This window comes from Rugamonas rivuli (assembly GCF_009380165.1).
Classification (GTDB): domain Bacteria; phylum Pseudomonadota; class Gammaproteobacteria; order Burkholderiales; family Burkholderiaceae_D; genus Rugamonas; species Rugamonas rivuli.
In genome coordinates this window covers 138894-155590 of record NZ_WHUF01000008.1, presented here as the reverse complement: position 1 = coordinate 155590, position 16697 = coordinate 138894, and the positions used below count along the sequence as shown (strand labels likewise).

At 65.3% G+C, this 16697-nt stretch carries 18 protein-coding genes and 1 tRNA gene; 8 read left to right on the top strand and 11 right to left on the bottom strand.

Annotated features, from left to right (window positions below; all coding sequences use genetic code 11):
- The first annotated feature begins 1 nt into the window (after position 1).
- Positions 2–409 carry a ribosomal maturation YjgA family protein gene (locus GEV01_RS26090; protein WP_152808602.1) on the top strand — a complete coding sequence of 136 codons (408 nt, stop codon included), beginning with the start codon at positions 2–4 and terminating at the stop codon, positions 407–409.
- A gap of 10 nt (positions 410–419) precedes the next feature.
- Here the strand turns inward: GEV01_RS26090 and GEV01_RS26085 are convergent, their stop codons facing one another.
- Positions 420–929: an FxDxF family PEP-CTERM protein gene (locus GEV01_RS26085; protein ID WP_217428504.1), complete on the bottom strand. Its 510-nt coding sequence runs from the start codon at positions 927–929 to the stop codon at positions 420–422.
- 163 nt (positions 930–1092) lie between these two features.
- On the opposite strand from GEV01_RS26085, the gene GEV01_RS26080 reads away from it, so the two are divergent.
- A complete protein-coding gene (locus GEV01_RS26080; protein WP_235914589.1) occupies positions 1093–1692 on the top strand; it encodes a response regulator transcription factor in 600 nt (199 codons plus the stop codon).
- Positions 1685–3499 carry an ATP-binding response regulator gene (locus GEV01_RS26075; protein ID WP_235914588.1) on the top strand — a complete coding sequence of 605 codons (1815 nt, stop codon included), beginning with the start codon at positions 1685–1687 and terminating at the stop codon, positions 3497–3499. Before GEV01_RS26080 ends, GEV01_RS26075 begins: the two co-directional genes overlap by 8 nt.
- On the opposite strand, the gene GEV01_RS26070 is transcribed toward GEV01_RS26075, so the two are convergent.
- Positions 3465–3538, bottom strand: a tRNA-Gly gene (locus GEV01_RS26070). The genes GEV01_RS26075 and GEV01_RS26070 overlap by 35 nt on opposite strands.
- A 57-nt stretch (positions 3539–3595) precedes the next feature.
- Positions 3596–4774: a GGDEF domain-containing protein gene (locus tag GEV01_RS26065; protein ID WP_152808596.1), complete on the bottom strand. Its 1179-nt coding sequence runs from the start codon at positions 4772–4774 to the stop codon at positions 3596–3598.
- 223 nt (positions 4775–4997) lie between these two features.
- On the opposite strand from GEV01_RS26065, the gene GEV01_RS31235 reads away from it, so the two are divergent.
- From GEV01_RS31235 to GEV01_RS26050, 3 genes are all read left to right on the top strand, one after another.
- Positions 4998–6797, top strand: coding sequence for a GGDEF domain-containing protein (locus GEV01_RS31235; RefSeq protein ID WP_235914587.1), 1800 nt, complete (start codon positions 4998–5000; stop codon positions 6795–6797).
- 154 nt (positions 6798–6951) lie between these two features.
- Entirely contained in the window at positions 6952–7992 is a 1041-nt protein-coding gene (locus GEV01_RS26055) for a serine hydrolase domain-containing protein (protein ID WP_152808594.1), read from the top strand.
- Between the two features lie 167 nt (positions 7993–8159).
- The gene (locus GEV01_RS26050) at positions 8160–9113 is read left to right on the top strand and encodes a matrixin family metalloprotease (RefSeq protein WP_152808586.1); all 954 of its coding nucleotides are present in this window, start codon (positions 8160–8162) and stop codon (positions 9111–9113) included.
- A gap of 43 nt (positions 9114–9156) precedes the next feature.
- Here the strand turns inward: GEV01_RS26050 and GEV01_RS26045 are convergent, their stop codons facing one another.
- The 7 genes from GEV01_RS26045 to GEV01_RS26015 all read right to left on the bottom strand — a co-directional run bounded on the left by GEV01_RS26045 (position 9157) and on the right by GEV01_RS26015 (position 14112).
- Positions 9157–9573, bottom strand: coding sequence for a DUF6916 family protein (locus GEV01_RS26045; RefSeq protein ID WP_152808584.1), 417 nt, complete (start codon positions 9571–9573; stop codon positions 9157–9159).
- Between the two features lie 19 nt (positions 9574–9592).
- On the bottom strand, positions 9593–10117 hold the full coding sequence (locus GEV01_RS26040; protein ID WP_152808582.1) for a phage tail protein: 525 nt from the start codon (positions 10115–10117) through the stop codon (positions 9593–9595).
- Between the two features lie 9 nt (positions 10118–10126).
- On the bottom strand, positions 10127–10666 hold the full coding sequence (locus tag GEV01_RS26035; RefSeq protein ID WP_152808580.1) for a phage tail protein: 540 nt from the start codon (positions 10664–10666) through the stop codon (positions 10127–10129).
- Positions 10667–10693: 27 nt separating this feature from the next.
- Positions 10694–11206 carry a phage tail protein gene (locus tag GEV01_RS26030; RefSeq protein ID WP_152808578.1) on the bottom strand — a complete coding sequence of 171 codons (513 nt, stop codon included), beginning with the start codon at positions 11204–11206 and terminating at the stop codon, positions 10694–10696.
- 97 nt (positions 11207–11303) lie between these two features.
- Positions 11304–11909 (bottom strand): PEP-CTERM sorting domain-containing protein, encoded by a 606-nt coding sequence (locus tag GEV01_RS26025; RefSeq protein WP_152808576.1) that lies wholly within the window; start codon positions 11907–11909, stop codon positions 11304–11306.
- A 148-nt stretch (positions 11910–12057) separates the two neighbouring features.
- Positions 12058–13125, bottom strand: a complete 1068-nt coding sequence (locus GEV01_RS26020) for an SMP-30/gluconolactonase/LRE family protein (protein WP_152808895.1) — start codon at positions 13123–13125, stop codon at positions 12058–12060.
- Positions 13126–13200: 75 nt separating this feature from the next.
- Positions 13201–14112 (bottom strand): LysR substrate-binding domain-containing protein, encoded by a 912-nt coding sequence (locus GEV01_RS26015; RefSeq protein WP_152808574.1) that lies wholly within the window; start codon positions 14110–14112, stop codon positions 13201–13203.
- Positions 14113–14219: 107 nt separating this feature from the next.
- Here GEV01_RS26015 and GEV01_RS26010 point away from each other — a divergent pair, with 107 nt between their 5' ends.
- Complete coding sequence (locus tag GEV01_RS26010; RefSeq protein ID WP_408014839.1) at positions 14220–14615, top strand: tautomerase family protein; 396 nt, start codon at positions 14220–14222, stop codon at positions 14613–14615.
- Entirely contained in the window at positions 14612–15169 is a 558-nt protein-coding gene (locus GEV01_RS26005) for a DUF4865 family protein (RefSeq protein WP_152808569.1), read from the top strand. The genes GEV01_RS26010 and GEV01_RS26005 overlap by 4 nt, the downstream gene beginning before the upstream one ends.
- Here GEV01_RS26005 and GEV01_RS31455 read toward each other — a convergent pair.
- Positions 15166–16644: a flagellin N-terminal helical domain-containing protein gene (locus tag GEV01_RS31455; protein WP_328595625.1), complete on the bottom strand. Its 1479-nt coding sequence runs from the start codon at positions 16642–16644 to the stop codon at positions 15166–15168. The two genes, GEV01_RS26005 and GEV01_RS31455, sit on opposite strands and share 4 nt — an antisense overlap.
- Between the last annotated feature and the right edge of the window lie 53 nt (positions 16645–16697).

Sequence of the window (16697 nt, the reverse complement as noted above, 5' to 3'; positions counted from 1 at the left end):
CATGGCGAGGAAACGGTTTTGGCTGTTCGCTGGATTTGTGGCGGTGATCGTCTGCGGCCTGCTGTCGCGCAGATATCCGTTTCTGCTGCCTGCGTTCCTCGGCAAATATCCCGGTGATGCGCTGTGGGCGGTGATGGTCTACCTGGGCTGCGCCTTTGTCAGGCCCGGCGCGGCGACGGGCCGCCTGGCGGCGAGCGCACTGGCGATCTGCTATCTGGATGAATTGTCGCAGCTGTACCAGGCGCCGTGGATCAACGCGATCCGCGCCACGACGGCGGGGCATCTGGTGCTGGGGTCGACGTTCTCGTGGCACGACATGCTGGCCTACACGGTCGGCATCGCGCTGGTCGTGGTCATCACGCAGCGGCACGCCGGCCGGAACCGACGGCCCCGGCCCGGCTCGATATAAACGATTTATATCATTTAGCTTTGCGGCGGCGGGCCGCCACGCCGACCAGCCCCAGGCCGGCCATCAGCATGCCGTAGGTGGCCGGTTCCGGCACGGCGGTGGTGATGTTGAAGTTGCCCGAGTAGCTGGCCGAGCCGCCGGTGAAGCCGCTCACGCGCAGCGTCAACGGGCCACTCAGCACGGTGTTGAGCAGGCGTGCCTTGCTCTCGCCGTCGCCGTTGGTCAGCGCCAGCGAGACGCCGTTCAGCGACACGTCGGTGAAATAGATTCTTTCCTCGTCGAAGCCGAAGAAGTTGATCACACCGCCGTTGACCTTCAGGCCGCCGGGCAGGTCGGGCTTGAAGTTGTAGGTGTCGGAGAAGTAGTCGCCCTCCAACGGGACAGGCTGGCTCAGGTTGAAGCTGCCGGTCCACTGCAGCGGATTGGTTTTCGACTGGTGCAATTCGATGTCATAGGTCTTGGCCATCGCCGACGAGGCGAAGACAGCGCTCAAGGCGAACGCGAGGAGTGTCGATTTCATAGGATGATCCCTGGATGGTTGAGGTTGTAGGCAACTAAAAGTTGCTTGCTTAGCGACTCAATGCGATAGTAAATTGACACCATTAATCGGGAAATAGTCCATTTGGACTGAAGTGCGGCCCGGCCCTTGCCTGCGCCGCCGCCCCCTAGTGACAATGCATGCCATGAAACCAACCGTCCTATTGATCGACGATCACTCGCTGTTTCGCGCCGGCCTGCGCCTGATGCTGTCCGACGCCATCGCCCACCTTGATGTGCGCGAGGCCGCCTCGATCGACGAAGCCCTCGGCGTCCCGCGCGACAGCCCTGCCCCCTGTCTGGTCTTGCTCGATATCCAGCTGCCCGGCGTCAACGGCCTCGACGGCATGACGCTGATCCACCGCCGCTGGCCGGACTGCCCGGTGATCGTGCTGTCGGCCGACGGCGCCAGCGCCACCGCCCACAGCGCGCTGGCGCGCGGCGCCGCCCGCTTCATCTCGAAGGCCGAACCGGCCGCCGCCATCCAGGCCGCGATCAGCGCCGTGCTGCGCGGCGAATGCGACGAGCGCCCGGCCGCCGCCGACCCGCGCCCGCACCTGACGCCGCGCCAGTGCGAAGTGCTGGTCCTGATCTGCGAAGGCCTGTCGAACAAGCTGATCGCGCGCCGCCTGAACCTGTCGGAAAACACCGTGCGCGGCCATGTGCAGGCGCTGCTGGCGATGCTCGGCGTGGTCAGCCGCGCCGAGGCCGCCTTCGCCGCCCGCAAGCGAGGCCTGGTTGGCTAGCCGGCCCGCGCCCGATACCGAGCGCCTGATCCGCGCCGAGCAGGCCCGCCTGTTGATGGGGAATATGGGCAGTTCGCTGCTGCCGGCCATCGCCGTCGCCCTGCTGCTGGTCTACGTGCTGGCCACGCCGGACAACACGCTGGCGCTGCGCCTGTGGTGCGCCAGCGTGATCGTCTCCAAGGTGTTCGCCAGCTGGGATGCGCGGCGCCTGCTGCGCGCGCCCATCCTGCCCGAGCACGCCGGCCGGCTGACGCGCCGCCTGATCGTGCTCAACGCGATCGACGGCGCCGCCTGGGGCGCGCTGGCCTTTGCCGGACTGGATCCCAGCTCGGCCGCCAACAGCATCCTGGTGGTGGCGGTGCTGGCCGGCATCGTCGGCAATTCGATGTCGCTGCTGTCGCCGGTGCTGCCGGTGTTTGCCGTATTCTGCGTGTTCGAACTGGGCGCGCTGGCGCTCAAGACCTGGACCCTGGGCGACCTGGCGTTCCAGGCGCTGAGCCTGGCGGTGCTGATCTATCTGAGCAGCTTGCTCAGCCAGGGCCGCAACAGTTCGCGCGCGGCGCGCGCGGCGATCCAGCTGCGCTTCGACAACATCGAACTGATAGACCAGCTGCGGGTGGAGACCGACAAGGCGCAGCAGGCGCTGCACGCGGCCGAGCAGGCCAACCTGGCCAAGTCGAAGTTCCTCGCCGCCGCCAGCCACGACTTGCGCCAGCCCATCCACGCGCAGGGCTTGTTCCTCGAAGTGCTGGGCCGCTCGGCGCTGACGCCGGCCCAGCGCGAGGTGCTGGCCAGCGCCCGCTCGGCGTCGGAGGCGTCGGCCGGCATGCTGCACACGCTGCTCGATTTTTCGCGCATCGAGGCCGGCGTGGTGGAGGCGCACATCGTGCCGTTCCGGCTGCAGCCGCTGCTGGCCAAGATCGAAAGCGAGCTGGCGCCGCAGGCCGACAGCCAGGGCCTGGTCTACCGCACCCACGACAGCGAGCTGGTGCTGCAATCGGATCCGGCGCTGGTCGAGCTCATCCTGCGCAACCTGGTGTCCAACGCCGTGCGCTACACCGAGCGCGGCGGCATACTGGTCGGCTGCCGGCGGCGCGCGGGCGGCGCCGTGGTCGAGGTGTGGGATACCGGCATCGGCATCGCCGCCGCGCAGCAGCAGGAAATCTTCCAGGAGTTCCACCAGCTGGGCAATCCCGAGCGGGACCGCCAGAAAGGCCTGGGCCTGGGATTGTCGATCGCGCGCGGCCTGGCGCGCATCCTCGATGCGCCGCTGACGCTGTCCTCGCAGCCGGGACGCGGCAGCGTGTTCCGGCTGGCGCTGCCGCTGGCGACGCTGAGCGCGCCGGCGGCGGCCGTGGCCGCACCGCCGCCGGCGCCGCTGCGTCCGCTGGCGATGCGGGTGCTGCTGGTGGACGACGACGCCATCGTCTGCGCCAGCATGCAGCGCCTGCTGCAGGCATGGGGTTGCGAGTGCCAGGTGGCCGACGGCATAGAGCAGGCGCTGGCGCTGGCGCCGGCGCTGCGGCCCGAGCTGATCATCAGCGACTACCGGCTGCGCGGCCAGCAGACCGGCGCCGAAGCGATCGCCGCCCTGCGCGAGCAGGCCGGCGTGACCTTACCGGCGCTGCTGATCACCGGCGACACCGCCCCGGCCCGGCTGCGCGAAGCGCGCAACAGCGGCGTGCCCCTGCTGCACAAGCCGGTGGCGCCGGCGCAGCTGTATCAGGTGCTGGTCGATATCGAGGGAAGTCATTACGGTGATGGAGGGAGACTGGAGCGGGTGAAGGGAATCGAACCCTCGTCGTAAGCTTGGGAAGCTTCTGCTCTACCATTGAGCTACACCCGCGATGCACGCATTCTACGCGGGATTGCACAAGGTTGACAACGTCGCGGCGCCGCTTCCCTAGCAAACCTGTGCCTTGCCACCCTCTTCTTGCGCCTGGTAGATGGCGCAGCTGTTCTTCCCGTTGCGCTTGACGAGGTACATGGCGCTGTCGGCGCACTTCATCAAATCGTCCAGGTTGTGCCCGTGCCGCGGATAGAGTGCTATCCCTATGCTTGCTCCCAGTCCGTAGGTTTGCCCGTCTATCTCAATCTCGGCAATAATTTTTTTCAGCAGCTTGTTTCCAATCTCGAGGGCTTGCTCTTCGTTGTCCAGCTGGGTGCCGATGACGACAAATTCGTCACCGCCTATGCGCACGCAAATATCCGTACTGCGCGTATTTTCCTTGAGCCTTGAAGCCACCCGTTTCAATACCTCGTCGCCGACCGCATGCCCCGCCGTGTCATTGATCGGCTTGAAGTTATCCAGGTCGATATAGAAGACCGCGACCACCTGGTGCGGCCTGGTGGCCAGCAACAGCGCCTGCTCGAACAAGGTGCCCATGTAACGCTTGTTATTGAGTCCGGTCAGTGGATCGTGGCACGCCAGATCGAGGGCCTGGGCTTCCGAGGCGATCACGCGGCGCTGGAATAGCGTCAGTATCGCCGCCACCAGCGCAAAATACTGGATGCTGACCAGCAGCGTGCCGATCACAAATCCATTCCTGAAGTACGCCGCGGAGAAATGGCTGAGCACCGGGCCGGTGAGCCAGTGAACGGATAAGAGAATGCTGGACACCGCCAGACACCGCATGGGCAATCTGGGATAGTCTCTGGTCCGGTAGAAGGCGAACCAGCCGGCACAGGCCAGCAAACCTGAATTGATCAAGGAATAGAGCGACGCGCGAATTAGAGGATGCCAATCGGCTAAAAGGCCAACGACTATCCATACTTCCGCGATCACCCCAGCCAGCCAGAAATACGCCAGGCGGGTATCGAGCTCCAGAAACCGCACCAGGCCCGTCAGGAACAATGGCTTCTCAAGCACATTGAATGCGACATAGACCGCGATGACCAGCGCCGCATTCTTCGACGGTAGAAACAGAAACAATATGATGCGCGCCGCAAGCGCGCAAGCGATGGACGCCGCCCACCATCCGGCCCCGGCATTGATCCTCGGAATGCCCTTGATCCATAGGAAAAACACTGCAAACAAAAAGTAAGTCGTGCTGCCGAAGGTGTGGACAACTTCATACGACATCGCAAGTCCCCTGGTTTTCCACATAGCAAGATGCCAGTTAGATATCTTTATCGTAGAGTAGCATGGACTTGTTGCCGATTTGCAGCAGCGTTGCGGTGATCGGACAGGCGATGCGCGATTTCCCATCCATCCCCCCGGGCACGCTGATGTGACATTGACAATCATTCTGAAAGGCGCAAAATGGCGAAATTGGTCGACACTTTTCAGTGACGGAAACGCTGCGATGACCGCCAAGATCATCTCCATTGTTCAATTGATGCTGAAGCCCGCCGTCGGGCTGATGCACCGGCTGCGGTATCCGTACAAGTTCGCCGCCATCGGCCTGCTGGGCCTGGTCGCAATCGCCTACCTCTTCATCGTCCTGACCGCCAATCTGCATCACGCCATCGACATCGCGCGCCAGGAGCAGGCCGGCCTGGCGGTCGACCAGCCCTTGCTGTCATTGATCCAGGTGCTGCAGCAGCATGAGGGTCTGGCCGCGGCCGCCAAGAGCGGCGTGCCCAGCCTCGAAGCGCAGCGGGCGGACAGGATGGCCGCATTGAATCGGGCCGTCGGCCTGGTCGAGCGCGCCATCGGCGAGCATGGCGGACAGCTCCAGCTGGCCGCCGGCTGGCCCCCCATCAAATCCCGGCTGGACGCGCTGCGCCGCGGGGCCGAACAGATGGGGCCGGAGCAAAGCCGCGATGCCCATGAAGCTTTGCTGAAGGCCTTGCTGGCCATGGTGGCCCAGGTCGGCGACAGCAGCTTCCTGGTGCTCGACCCGGTCGCCAGCAGCTACTACCTGATGGACGCGGCCACCACCAAGCTGCCCGCCACGCTGGACACCGTCGGCCGCCTGCGCGCGCACGGCGCCCTGGCGCTGGCGGCGCACAGCATCGACGCCGAGGGCCGCGCCGCCTTTGTCGGCGAGCTGGCGGTGCTGCGCGTGCGGCTGGAGGAAGTCAATTCCGTGCTGCGCATGGCGCAGCGCACCAATCCCCGCGTGGCCGCGCGCATCGCCGGCTTCGCGCGCCAGTTCGAAGAGGCGATCGGCGAAGTGCAGAGCATCGTCAACCACGACATCGTGGGCGCCCGCTTCAGCACCGATGCGGCGCGCTACCTGGAAAAAACCACGGCCGCCATCGACCGCGGCTACGAGCAGACCCGCACGCTGCTGCTGCCCTTGCTCGACGAGATCCTGGCGGCGCGGATCGCCGGGATGCAGATGCAGCGCTTCCACAGCGCCGTGCTGGCCGGGCCGGCCTTCCTGCTGCTGTTCATGTATCTGGCGGCCGGCGCCTGCATCGCGGTGATGTCCTCCATCAAATCGCTCAGGGATGGCGCCGAGCGCATGGCCAACGGCGACTTCGTCACGCCGATACGGCTGGCCACGCGCGACGAGTTGCAGCACGTGGCCACCAGTTTCAATCACATGGGCGAGGAACTGTGCCGGCGCAACCAGGAGGCGCACCAGCACGCCGACGAACTGGAATCGCTCAATCGCAAGCTGGAGACCCTGAGCACCACCGACGGCCTGACCGGCATCGGCAACCGGCGCCATTTCGACGCGGTGCTGGCCAGCGAATGGAGCCGGGCCGCGCGCCTCCAGCAGCCGCTGGCGCTGGCCATGCTCGATGTCGACTGGTTCAAGAAATTCAACGACCACTACGGCCATCACGAGGGCGACGAATGCCTGCGGCGGGTGGCGCTGGTCCTGGCCGCCAGCATGTGCCGCGCCGGCGACATGGTGGCGCGCTACGGCGGCGAGGAATTCGTTTTTATCGCGCCCAACTGCAATGCGGCGCAGGCGCACAAGCTGGGCATCAAGCTCCACAAGGCCTTCGAGACGCTGGTGCTGCCGCACCAGGCGTCCGAGTTCGGCCGCGTCACGGTCAGCATCGGCGTGGCCAGCATGCTGCCCGGGTCCGCCGACGCGCCCGAGCGCCTGGTCAAGGCGGCGGACCAGGCCCTGTACCAGGCCAAGGAGCAAGGCCGCAACCGCGCGGTGTGCCGGGCGATGGAAGAGCCTTTCACCACGCAATGATGGCGGCTCCTGCGCATGCATCATCCGCCGCGCCAACAACTCGTCATACCGTTACTACCATTCATCCCGCCGCAGGCCGCGTTCGTCGGCCGGGACTCACGAAGCGCGTCCGCCGTCCCTAGAATATCCGGACTTTCAACGAACGGAGACCACCATGTTGCGACACCTGCCCCTACCGCTACTGCTGCTGATGACGAGTGGCGTCCATGCACAGCCATTGGATGCAGTAACGAGCGCCATCAATGCCGGAGAGTACAAACAGATCACCAGCGTCGTCGTGTCGCAGCATGGCAAGCTGATCTACGAACACTACTTCGACAAGGAAGGCCCCGAGGGCTTGCGCAACACGCGGTCGGTGACCAAGACCGTGACCGGCATGCTGGTGGGCGTGGCGGCCGACCGCAAGCAGCTGCGCCTGGACACCAAAGTGCTGCCCCGCTTCCCGGAATTGCAGCCGCTGGCCAACCCCGATCCGCGCAAGGACAACATCACGGTCGAAGACTTCTTGACCATGAGCTCGCTGCTCGAATGCGACGACGACAACCAGCTTTCCCGGGGCAACGAGGAACGCATGTACCTGATCGAAGACTGGAGCCGCTTTGCGGCCGACCTGCCGATACGGGGATTTCCCGACTGGCAGCCGCGGCCTGAAAAATCGCCCTACGGCCGCGCCTGGAGCTATTGCACTGCGGGCGTCACGCTGCTGGGGCCCTTGCTGGAACGCGTCAGCGGGCAGAGCGTGCCGGACTTCGCCGCCGCCAATCTGTTCAAGCCGCTTGGCATCGAGCAGGTGAAATGGCAATTCCAGCCCAAGGGATCGGCGATGACCGGCGGCGGCCTGCAGCTGCGCAGCGCCGACCTGGCCAAGCTCGGCCAGCTTTACCTCAACGGCGGCCGCTGGGAAGGTAAGCAAATCATTTCATCCGAGTGGGTGCGCAACTCCATCGCCCCGCATGCGAATGCCCGCGAAGGCTACGACTACGGCTATCTGTGGTGGCTGCAGCAGTTCAAGGTTGATGAGCGCACCGTGCCCGCTTACGGCATGTCCGGATCGGGCGGCAACAAGGTGTTCGTGCTGCCGGAGCAGGATGCGGTGGTCGTCATCACGACCACCAATTTCCAGATTCGCGGCGCCCATCCGCTGAGCGAAAAACTGTTGACCAGCCTGATCTTGCCGACCTTGCTGCGTCCTTGAATAGTCAGCCATCCCGCTATCAAAACTCCCCAGAGACAGAATTTAACTATAGTGACAATTTGTGTACATTTTTGCATTTTATTGCAGACACAATCGAAGCGCACGATAGGAAAGCGCCGATGTAACACATGAGCGCCTACACATGAATTCCACCCTGGGGAGCTTCCATGAAAAAAGTAATCACAGCAGTACTGGTGACATCTTCCATCGCGTCACTTTCGCTGGCATTTGCACTTGGAGCGGATGAGGCGACATCTTTTAAATCAGCCGTACGCGAAAGCAAACTCCTGTCCCTGGCCGCGCGCGAGAAAGCGATAGACCTCGGGTACGAGGCATTTAAAAAGAAGGTCTACAAAGAATCCTTCCCGGGCGGCGTCTACATCGTGAACGGCGATACGCCGGTGGCCGATGAAAAGGAATTGATGGACTTTTACCAGAGGGAGATCGTGGCGGAATGGAAGAGCACGAAATTCGGCATCGCCCTTGGCCAGGGCGCCACGACGCAACTCATCCTGGACGCTCCCAACGGCAACCCCGCAGCCTGGGATAACGTAAGCAAGAGAAATCTGACCTACTGCATCAGCAAGACATTTGGAAGCAACTATACGAAAACCCTGCAGGCGATTCAAAGCGCAACGCAAGCCTGGGAAGCGGTGGCAGACGTGCGCTTCGTGCACGTCGACAGCCTGGATGGACAATGTGATGCGTCCACGCCTGGCGTGGTGTTCGATGTACGTCCGGTGAACGTCGGTGGAGAGTATCTTGCCCGCGCATTTTTCCCGCGCTATGCCCGCCCCCAACGCAATGTGCTGATCGACGATTCGTCGTTCACGCTGAAGCCGGGGAAACTGGAATTGGCCGGGATACTGCGTCATGAGCTTGGCCATACCCTGGGCTATCGCCATGAACAAACCAGGCCTGAAGCCGGCAAGTGTTTTGAAGACAAAAACTGGGTCCCTTTGACCAGCTACGACGCCTTCTCCGTGATGCACTACCCGCAATGCAACGGGCTAGGCGACTGGTCTCTGACACTGACGCAAAAAGACAAACTGGGCGCGGCCTGCCTTTACGGTCCAGCCAGCGGCTCCAGCTTCAAGCCCGATAGTTGCAACAGCATTTAGGCAGCAGGATAGCGGCGGCGGGCGCCGCCCCGCCGCTGCCGTCTCAGTTCAGCAGATTGAAGTCGGCCCGGTAGTACACGCCTTCCGGACCATCGCCGGCGCGTTGCAGATAGATGGCCTGCTTGCCGATGCTGGCGTGCTCGACTTCGTAAATGCCGCTGGCCAGCGCCGGGCCGGCGGCCACCGCGAAGGTCAGCGAGAACTGGTCCCCGCGCGCGTCCACGAAGCTGCGCTTGACGCTCAGCAGCGTCATCGCCATCCCCCGGCTGCCCGGATACACATTGAAGCGCTCCTGCACCAGCGCCAGATACGCGGCGCTGCCGGCCGCCGGCGGCGCGACGTTGCCGGCGCCTATGCCGACTGCCGGCGCGGTCCTGGCTTTGCTCATCTCGGCCGCGCCGCACAGGCCGCTGCTGCCCAGCAGGCCTCCGGTAGCCAGCACAAATGTTCGACGTTCCATGATCGCTCCTTGACGAAGATTAGCCGCGCGGTGGGAAGATGCCCTGCAACGCAATAATAAAGTTCAGCTCCAGATAGGGCTGCACATTGTCGTGCGCCTGCCCGCCGCCGTTGGCACCGCTCAACACGGCCGCGCCCATGGGATGCAAGGGCGACGGTCCGATATACGGCGGCGTCGGCGATACGGAAACGGCCAGCGTGTTGCCGTTCGGGCTGGAGGTGCTGGCCAGCGTACTGGTCGCCCGCATGTCGTGCGCGTGCGACGGCAGCTCGGCCGCCGCCAAAGTCACGCTGGCCTGGCCGCCCGATTCGCCCTGGAGGCGCTCGCTCAACCCCGGCCCATGGCCGACGCCTATCGGTGCGCGCTGGCGCAAATTCGGCAAGGCAAACGTGTTTTTTCCATCGCCGCCGTACTGGGTTCCCAGCAAGGAGAACAAGGCCGTATTCTGCGAAATCGGCAATATCTGGCCATCGCAAGTGGCCCAGCCCGAGGGTGCAAAGTTTCCGGCAAACAGACGGATCTCCGCAAGGAATGGATCTGCCATGACTACTCCTTAACTTTGGGAAGGGAAGACGCCGAACAGCGAAATGATGAACTGCACCGCGAGATAGGGCGCCATATTTTCATGCGGCTGGCCGCCGTTGTGGGTGCCGATGGTGCTGGCGCCCATCAACAGATTCGGCGCCACGGCGGCGTACACCTTGGGCTTGGGCGATGGCGCCGCCGGCACCCAGCTGCTGCCGTCGGTGATGTTGATCCCGCCGCCGGCGGGCGGCGGCGCGGCGCTGCTGGCGTTGATCGTGTGCTTGTGGGACGGCATTTCCGCCGTGCTCAGCGCAACCCGCTCCAGGCCGCCGTTCTTGCCGAGCTGGTAGGTGTCGCCTTGCAGCGTGCCGACGTGGACCGGCACGCGGCCGCGCAAGTCGGGCGTGGCAAAGGTCTCGACGCCGTCGCCGCCATAGGTGTTGCCGATCAGGGCGAACAAGACTTCATTCTCCGATATCGGCCACAGAGCGCCGTCGCAAAAAGCCCAGCCCACCGGAGCAAAGTTCCCCGCAAACATGCGAATTTCACCAACATAAGGTACGGACATGGTTAGTCTCCTGAAAGCAGGACAAGCTCAATTACGCGAAGGGAAAATGCCCGACAGGGCGATGCAGAACAGGCTGGGCGCGTAAGGCTGCCGGTTCTCGTGCGGCGCGGAACTCCCGGCATTGCCGACCGTGTCCGGATGCAGGGCCGCGCTGCCGTCGAAGCCGTGATAAATGTTGGCGCCGCCCGCCGGGATGGAGTCCAGGTAATTGCCGCTGGGGCTGGTGGAGCGGAGGTCGGTGGGGTTGACCTGGTTGGCGGCGTAGACGGTGTGGCCGTGCTGCGGCACCTGCGCCGTCGTCAGCGTGATATGCGCCGCGCCGCCTGTCGCCCCCGGCTGGACGTTGTGCATCGGCATGCGGCCGCGCAGGTCGGGCAGCGCGAAATTGGCGATGCCGTTGCCGCCGTAGTTGGTGCCCAGGATACTGAACAGCGCCTGGTTCTGGTTAATCGACAGCAGTTGTCCGTCGCAGCGCGCCCAGCCTTTGGGAACAAAGCCGAAACTGAACATGCGGATTTCACCTAAGAAGGGTATGGACATGGTGGCTCCTGGTAGCGAAAGAGGCCGCGGCGGCGATGCCTGGCGGCGTAAGAAAAAGCGCCGTCGGCGGACGGCGTTCAGGCTGACGGCAGCCGGCTCAGGAAGATCGGCGCCGTTTGGCGCGGCCCGCCAGCAGCAGCATGCCCAGGCCCAGCGACAGCATCATGACGGAAGAAGGTTCCGGCACGACCTGGCCCATCGGACGCAGCATCACATTGTCGAGCGCCGTGTAGTCGAAGAAGTTTTTATTGAAAAACTGCAGCCAGACCTGCCCCTGGTCGCTCCACAGATTGGGCACCGTGACATGGGTCCAGTCGCCGCCGGTGTTGGTCTGCTGCCAGATGACTTTGCCGTCGAGCAGCACCTTGGAGTCGTTGACGACCGGGTCGGTCTGGCTCGCATGATAGCGCTGCAGGTCGAAGTCCAGCTTGTAGATGAAGTGGCGGTCCATGTCCACCTTCTGCCCCAGGATGCCGAAGCCCGCATAGGCCCCATCGCTGAACACCATGTTGAACAGGTTGGACAACGGCGTGCCGGAATAATCATAGCCCAGCGTCTGCGCCGAAGTGTCGCCGCTTTGCGTCCAGGCAGGCGACAGCGTCGCGGCGGAGAAATCGCCATCGGCAACCAGATTGATTGCCGCCTCGGCGGACGAAGCGCCGAACGCGACGGCGCACAACAAGGCAGAAAATAACTTACGCATGGCTAACCTTCAAGATGATTGGAGGATTTGGCGAGCAACAGTGCGCTTATTTTACTGCGAATATGTCAACAAATTATCAATATGATAGCTGTTTTTAAAAATATTATGAAAACGTTGTTTTTATCATAGTAGCAAGATGCAAGCGGGCTCAGCGGGCCAGCCAGCCGATGCTGTGGGCGGCCACATTGTGGATGTAGAGGCGGCCGCCGGCCTCGGTGGCGCCGGTGGTGACGGGCGAGGCGCCGCTGGGATCCTGCAGGTCGGCGACGATGCTGCCATCCTCGGTGAAGGCCAGCACGTGGCCGTAAGGCTTGGGCTCGGGCCACAGCGCGCGCGGCACGCGCAGCATCAGCTTGCGCAGCCAGGGCTGGCCGGCCATCTTGTCGAGGTCGTTGCGCGCACCGGACAGACCCAGCCAGATGCGGCCGCCCTCGCCGCGCACCAGGTTGTCCGGGTAGCCGGGCAGGTTATCGAGCAGCACCTGCGCCTGCGGCGACGCCATCCGCACATCCAGCTTCGCCGCGTCGACGTCGATTTTCCAGACCCGGTAGCGGCCGCTCTCGCACACGTACAGGTGGCGCTGGTCGGCGCTCATCAGCACGCCGTTGGAAAAGCTCAGGCCGTAGGCGAGCACGCGCGTGGCCTTGGCGGCCGGATCGTATTCCAGCACGCGGCCGGTGGCCGATTGCTCCAGCACGTCCAGCATGGCCGCCTCCATCGTGTCGCGCTGGCCGGGACCGAAGCGCTGCGACGCATCGCTGAAGTAGATCTTGCCGTTGGCCGCCACCGCCACGCCGTCGGCAAAGCGGATAGTCTCGCCATCGACGCGGTCGGCCAGCACGCTGACGCGGCCGTCGGGCGCGACCGACAGCAAACCCTTGATGGCGTCGGCGACGATCAGCTGGCCGGCGGCGTCGAAGGCCAGACCCAGCGGCCGGCCGCCGGTGGAGGCCAGCACTTGCTGCGCGCCGCCGTCGGCCTGCATGCGCAGGATCTTGCCGCTGAGGACGCCGGTGTAGAGCTTGCCGTCGGGCCCGGCCAGCACGTGCTCGGGGCCGGCTTCGGCGCCCAGCGAGATCTGCTGCAGGCCGGCCAGCCGGGTGTTGGCCGCGTGCGGGCCCGTGTAGCCTGGCGGCGTGGGAGCGGTCCAGCTGACCGGCTCGATGGGGACCGGCCATAAGCTCAGATAGGCAGCGACGATCAATGCAGCAAACATGGACACCCTGGCGATTTTTTTCATAGTGCGCACTAGTCTACGCAATCCTGATGAAAAATGGCAAATCTTGCATCATCACGCCACGGCGGCTCCGTGCGCCGACGTCGCCGGATGGGCGGCGATGGCTTGCAGCACGATGTCGTGCAGCCGCCGGGCCGGGGCGCTCAGCTCGTCGCTGCCGCAATGCAGGCGCAGGCCGATCACCGGCAGCGGCGGCAGGCCGGGCTGCTCCAGCGCGCGCAAGGCCGGCGGCAAGCCGATCGCCGTGCGCACCGTCACGCCCAGTCCGGCCGCCACCGCCGCCCACACGCCGCCCAGGCTGGGGCTGCTGAAGGCGATGCGCCACGCAATGCCGGCCCGGTCCAGCGCCTGTATCGCCGCCGAGCGCATCATGCAGGGCGCGTCCATCATCACCAGCGGCAGCGGCTCGCCGTGGCCGCCCCAGGCCGGCCAGTCGCCGTGGCCGGCGGCGGCGATCCAGCGCATGGTCAGACGGGCCAGCTCGGGCGCCGGCGCCGGGGGCGCGGCATCGCTGTGCCAGGCCAGCGCCAGCTCCAGCCGCCCGGCCGCCAGCTGCGCCATCAGGTCGGCGTTGCGCGCCACGCAAGCCTCGATGCGCAGCCTGGGGTGCACGCGGGCGAAGCGGCCCAGCACTTCGGTGAGGATGTGCTCGCCGAAATCTTCCTGCATGCCCAGCCGCACGCTGCCGGCCAGCTCGGCGCCGCGCACCGCCGTGGCCGCCTCATCGTTCAACTCCAGCAGCCGGCGCGCATAGCCCAGCAGCGATTCCCCGGCCGAGGTCGTCACCATGCCGCGCCCTTCCTTGCGCAGCACCGGCAAGCCCAGCTGGTCTTCCAGTTTCTTCAGCTGCGCGCTGACGGCCGAGGTCGAACGTCCCAGCCGCTCCGCCGCCTTGGCGAAACTGCCCAGGTCGACGCCGGTGACGAAGGTGCGCAGCACGTCGAGGTCGAAGGTAATTCGTCGCATGACCATCCCGATTTATCGAAGCATTGATCAAAATATTCCTGATTTCCAGGATCAAAATAGTCCTGTATCGTGGACCTGTCAATCACAAAACGGAGGCCGTCATGCCCATGAGCCGCATCTCTCTGCTGAAAGGAAAATCGCCCGAGTACCTGGCCGCGCTGTCGAACAGCCTGCACCGCGCCATGGTCGAGGCCTTCAACGTGCCGGCCAAAGACCGCTTCCAGGCCATCCACCAGCACGAGCCGTACGAGCTGGTCTTCGACCGCGACTATGAAAGCCCGGCCGGCCCGCGCTCCGACGACTATGTGCTGATCAACATCACCACCGGCAAGCCGCGCAGCACCGAGATGAAGCAAGCCTTCTACCGCCGCCTGGTCGAACTGCTGGCCGAGGCACCGGGCCTGCGGCCGCAGGATGTGATGGTGGTGCTGTCCGTCTCGCAGGGCGACGACTGGTCGTTCAGCGGCGGCGAGCCGGCCGCCAGCCTGTGGAGGCCGGCATGATCGCCATGCAATACAGCTTCAGCCTGCCGGCCGACTACGACATGGCCATCGTGCGCGAGCGCATCGCCGGCAAGGGGCCGCTGCTGGACCGGCTGCCGCACCTGGCGTTCAAGGCCTATCTGTACGCCGAACGCGGCGCGGCACCGGAAAACCTGTACGCGCCCTTCTACCTGTGGCACAGCGAGGACGGCATGCACGACTTCCTGAACGGCCCCGGTTTCGCCGGCGTGGCGCAGGCCTTCGGGTGGCCGGCGGTGCGCACCTGGACGCCTTGGCACGCCAGCATCGGCGCCGGGGTGCGGCAAGCGCGCCACGCCACCCGCAGCGTCGAGGCCATCCCGCCCCACAGCGACCTGGCGCAATGGCGGCAACGGGAGGAACAACATGCGCGCCATGCGCTCGAGTGCGGCGCGCTGGCGGTGGTGATCGGTTTCGAGCCGGGCGGCTGGAGCATCGTGCGCCTGTGCCTGTGGGGCGCGGAACCGGCCTTGCCGCCGCTGCCGAACGAGCAGCGCTACCGGGTCGGCCACGTGTCGGCGCCGGACCGGGACTAGCGCAGCAGAATCAGCGCGTAGCGCGGCTGGGCGTTGGCCTGGGCCAGCATCGAGGCGCCGGCCTGGCGCAGGATGCTGGCGCGCGTCAGTTGCGCGGTCTCGCTGGCGTAGTCGGTGTCGCGGATGCGCGAGCGCGCCGCCTCCAGGTTGTTGGCGCCGCTTTCGTCGTTGCCGGCCGCCGCCGACAGCCGGTTGCTGGCCGCCCCCAGCGCGGCGCGGACCTCGCTCACCTGGTCGATCTTGCCGTCGTAGTAGTCCAGCGCGGCCGAGGCGCCGCTGAAGGTGGACAGATCCTGCACCGGCTCGCCGCCGCTGTACACATCCTGCAGCTGCAGGTCCGGCGGCCCGACCACCACCGACGCCTGCCGGCCCGCCAGCAGGCCGGCCGCCGACGGATTGGCGCCGCCTATGCTGAGCGGGTGCGATCCCGGCCGCGGCACATTGCTGACGGTGACGTTACCCTTGTGCGTGCCCAATGCCAGCCCCAGCGAGGCGGTGCTGCCCGGGTTGGATTCGGTGATGATGATGTCGCGGCCGTCGGCGGCGCTCAGGGTCAGCGTACCGCCGCTGGCGCTGGCCGTCACGCCGCTGGCGGCGGACGCCGCGCTGATGGCGCCGGCGGCATTGGCGGCGCGGATGGCGGCAGTGTTGCCGGCCACGGCGCCGATGCTGACGCCGTTGATGGCAAAGGCTCCGGCCGGCAGCACGCCGTTGGCGCCGACGTCGCCGGACAGCGTGGTGGCGGCGCTGGCCGTCACATCGCGCACATTGGCGGCGTTGATGGCGGCCGCCACCGCGTAGGCGCTGGCGGCGCCCTGGCCGGCCTGCGCACCGGCGGACGAGGCGCCGACCGCCGCGCCATTGATGATCAGATCGCCAAAACCTATCGCCGCCAGCACCGCCGTGCCGACCAGAGTGGCCTGCTGCGGCGCGACGTTGACCAAGGCCTTGTTGTAGCCGGCCGGCGCCAATGCGGCCGGGATATTCAGCGCCAGCGTCTGTCCGGCCTGGGAGCCGACCTGCAGTTGCTGCGAGAACGATCCGTCCAGCAGTGCGAGGTTGTTGTAGCGGGCGCCGGCCACGATGTCCACATTGGAAGCGACCAGCGCATTCACCTCGACCTGGATGGCGGCGCGGTCGACCTTGCTGTTGGTATCGTTGGCGGCTTGCACCGCCAGCTCGCGCATGCGCTGGAAATTCCCCAGCAATTGCCCGGCCGCGCCGTCCGCCACCTGCAGTAGCGAAATGCCATCGTTGATGTTCTGGCGCGCGCGGCGCAGGCCGTTGATGTCCGAACTCATGCGGTCGCTGATGGCCAGGCCGGCGGCGTCGTCGCGGGCCGAATTGATGCGCAGGCCGCTGGACAGTTTTTGCAGACGCGCAGCCATCTCCTCGCCCGACAGCGCATAACTGCGCTGGGCGTTCAGGGAGGAGAGGTTGGTGTTGATCTGCATGCCGTAGGAACCCGATGCCACTGCGGAAGAGTGGTTGTCGTCTAACTAACGGCAATAAACAGCGGGACTTGAAC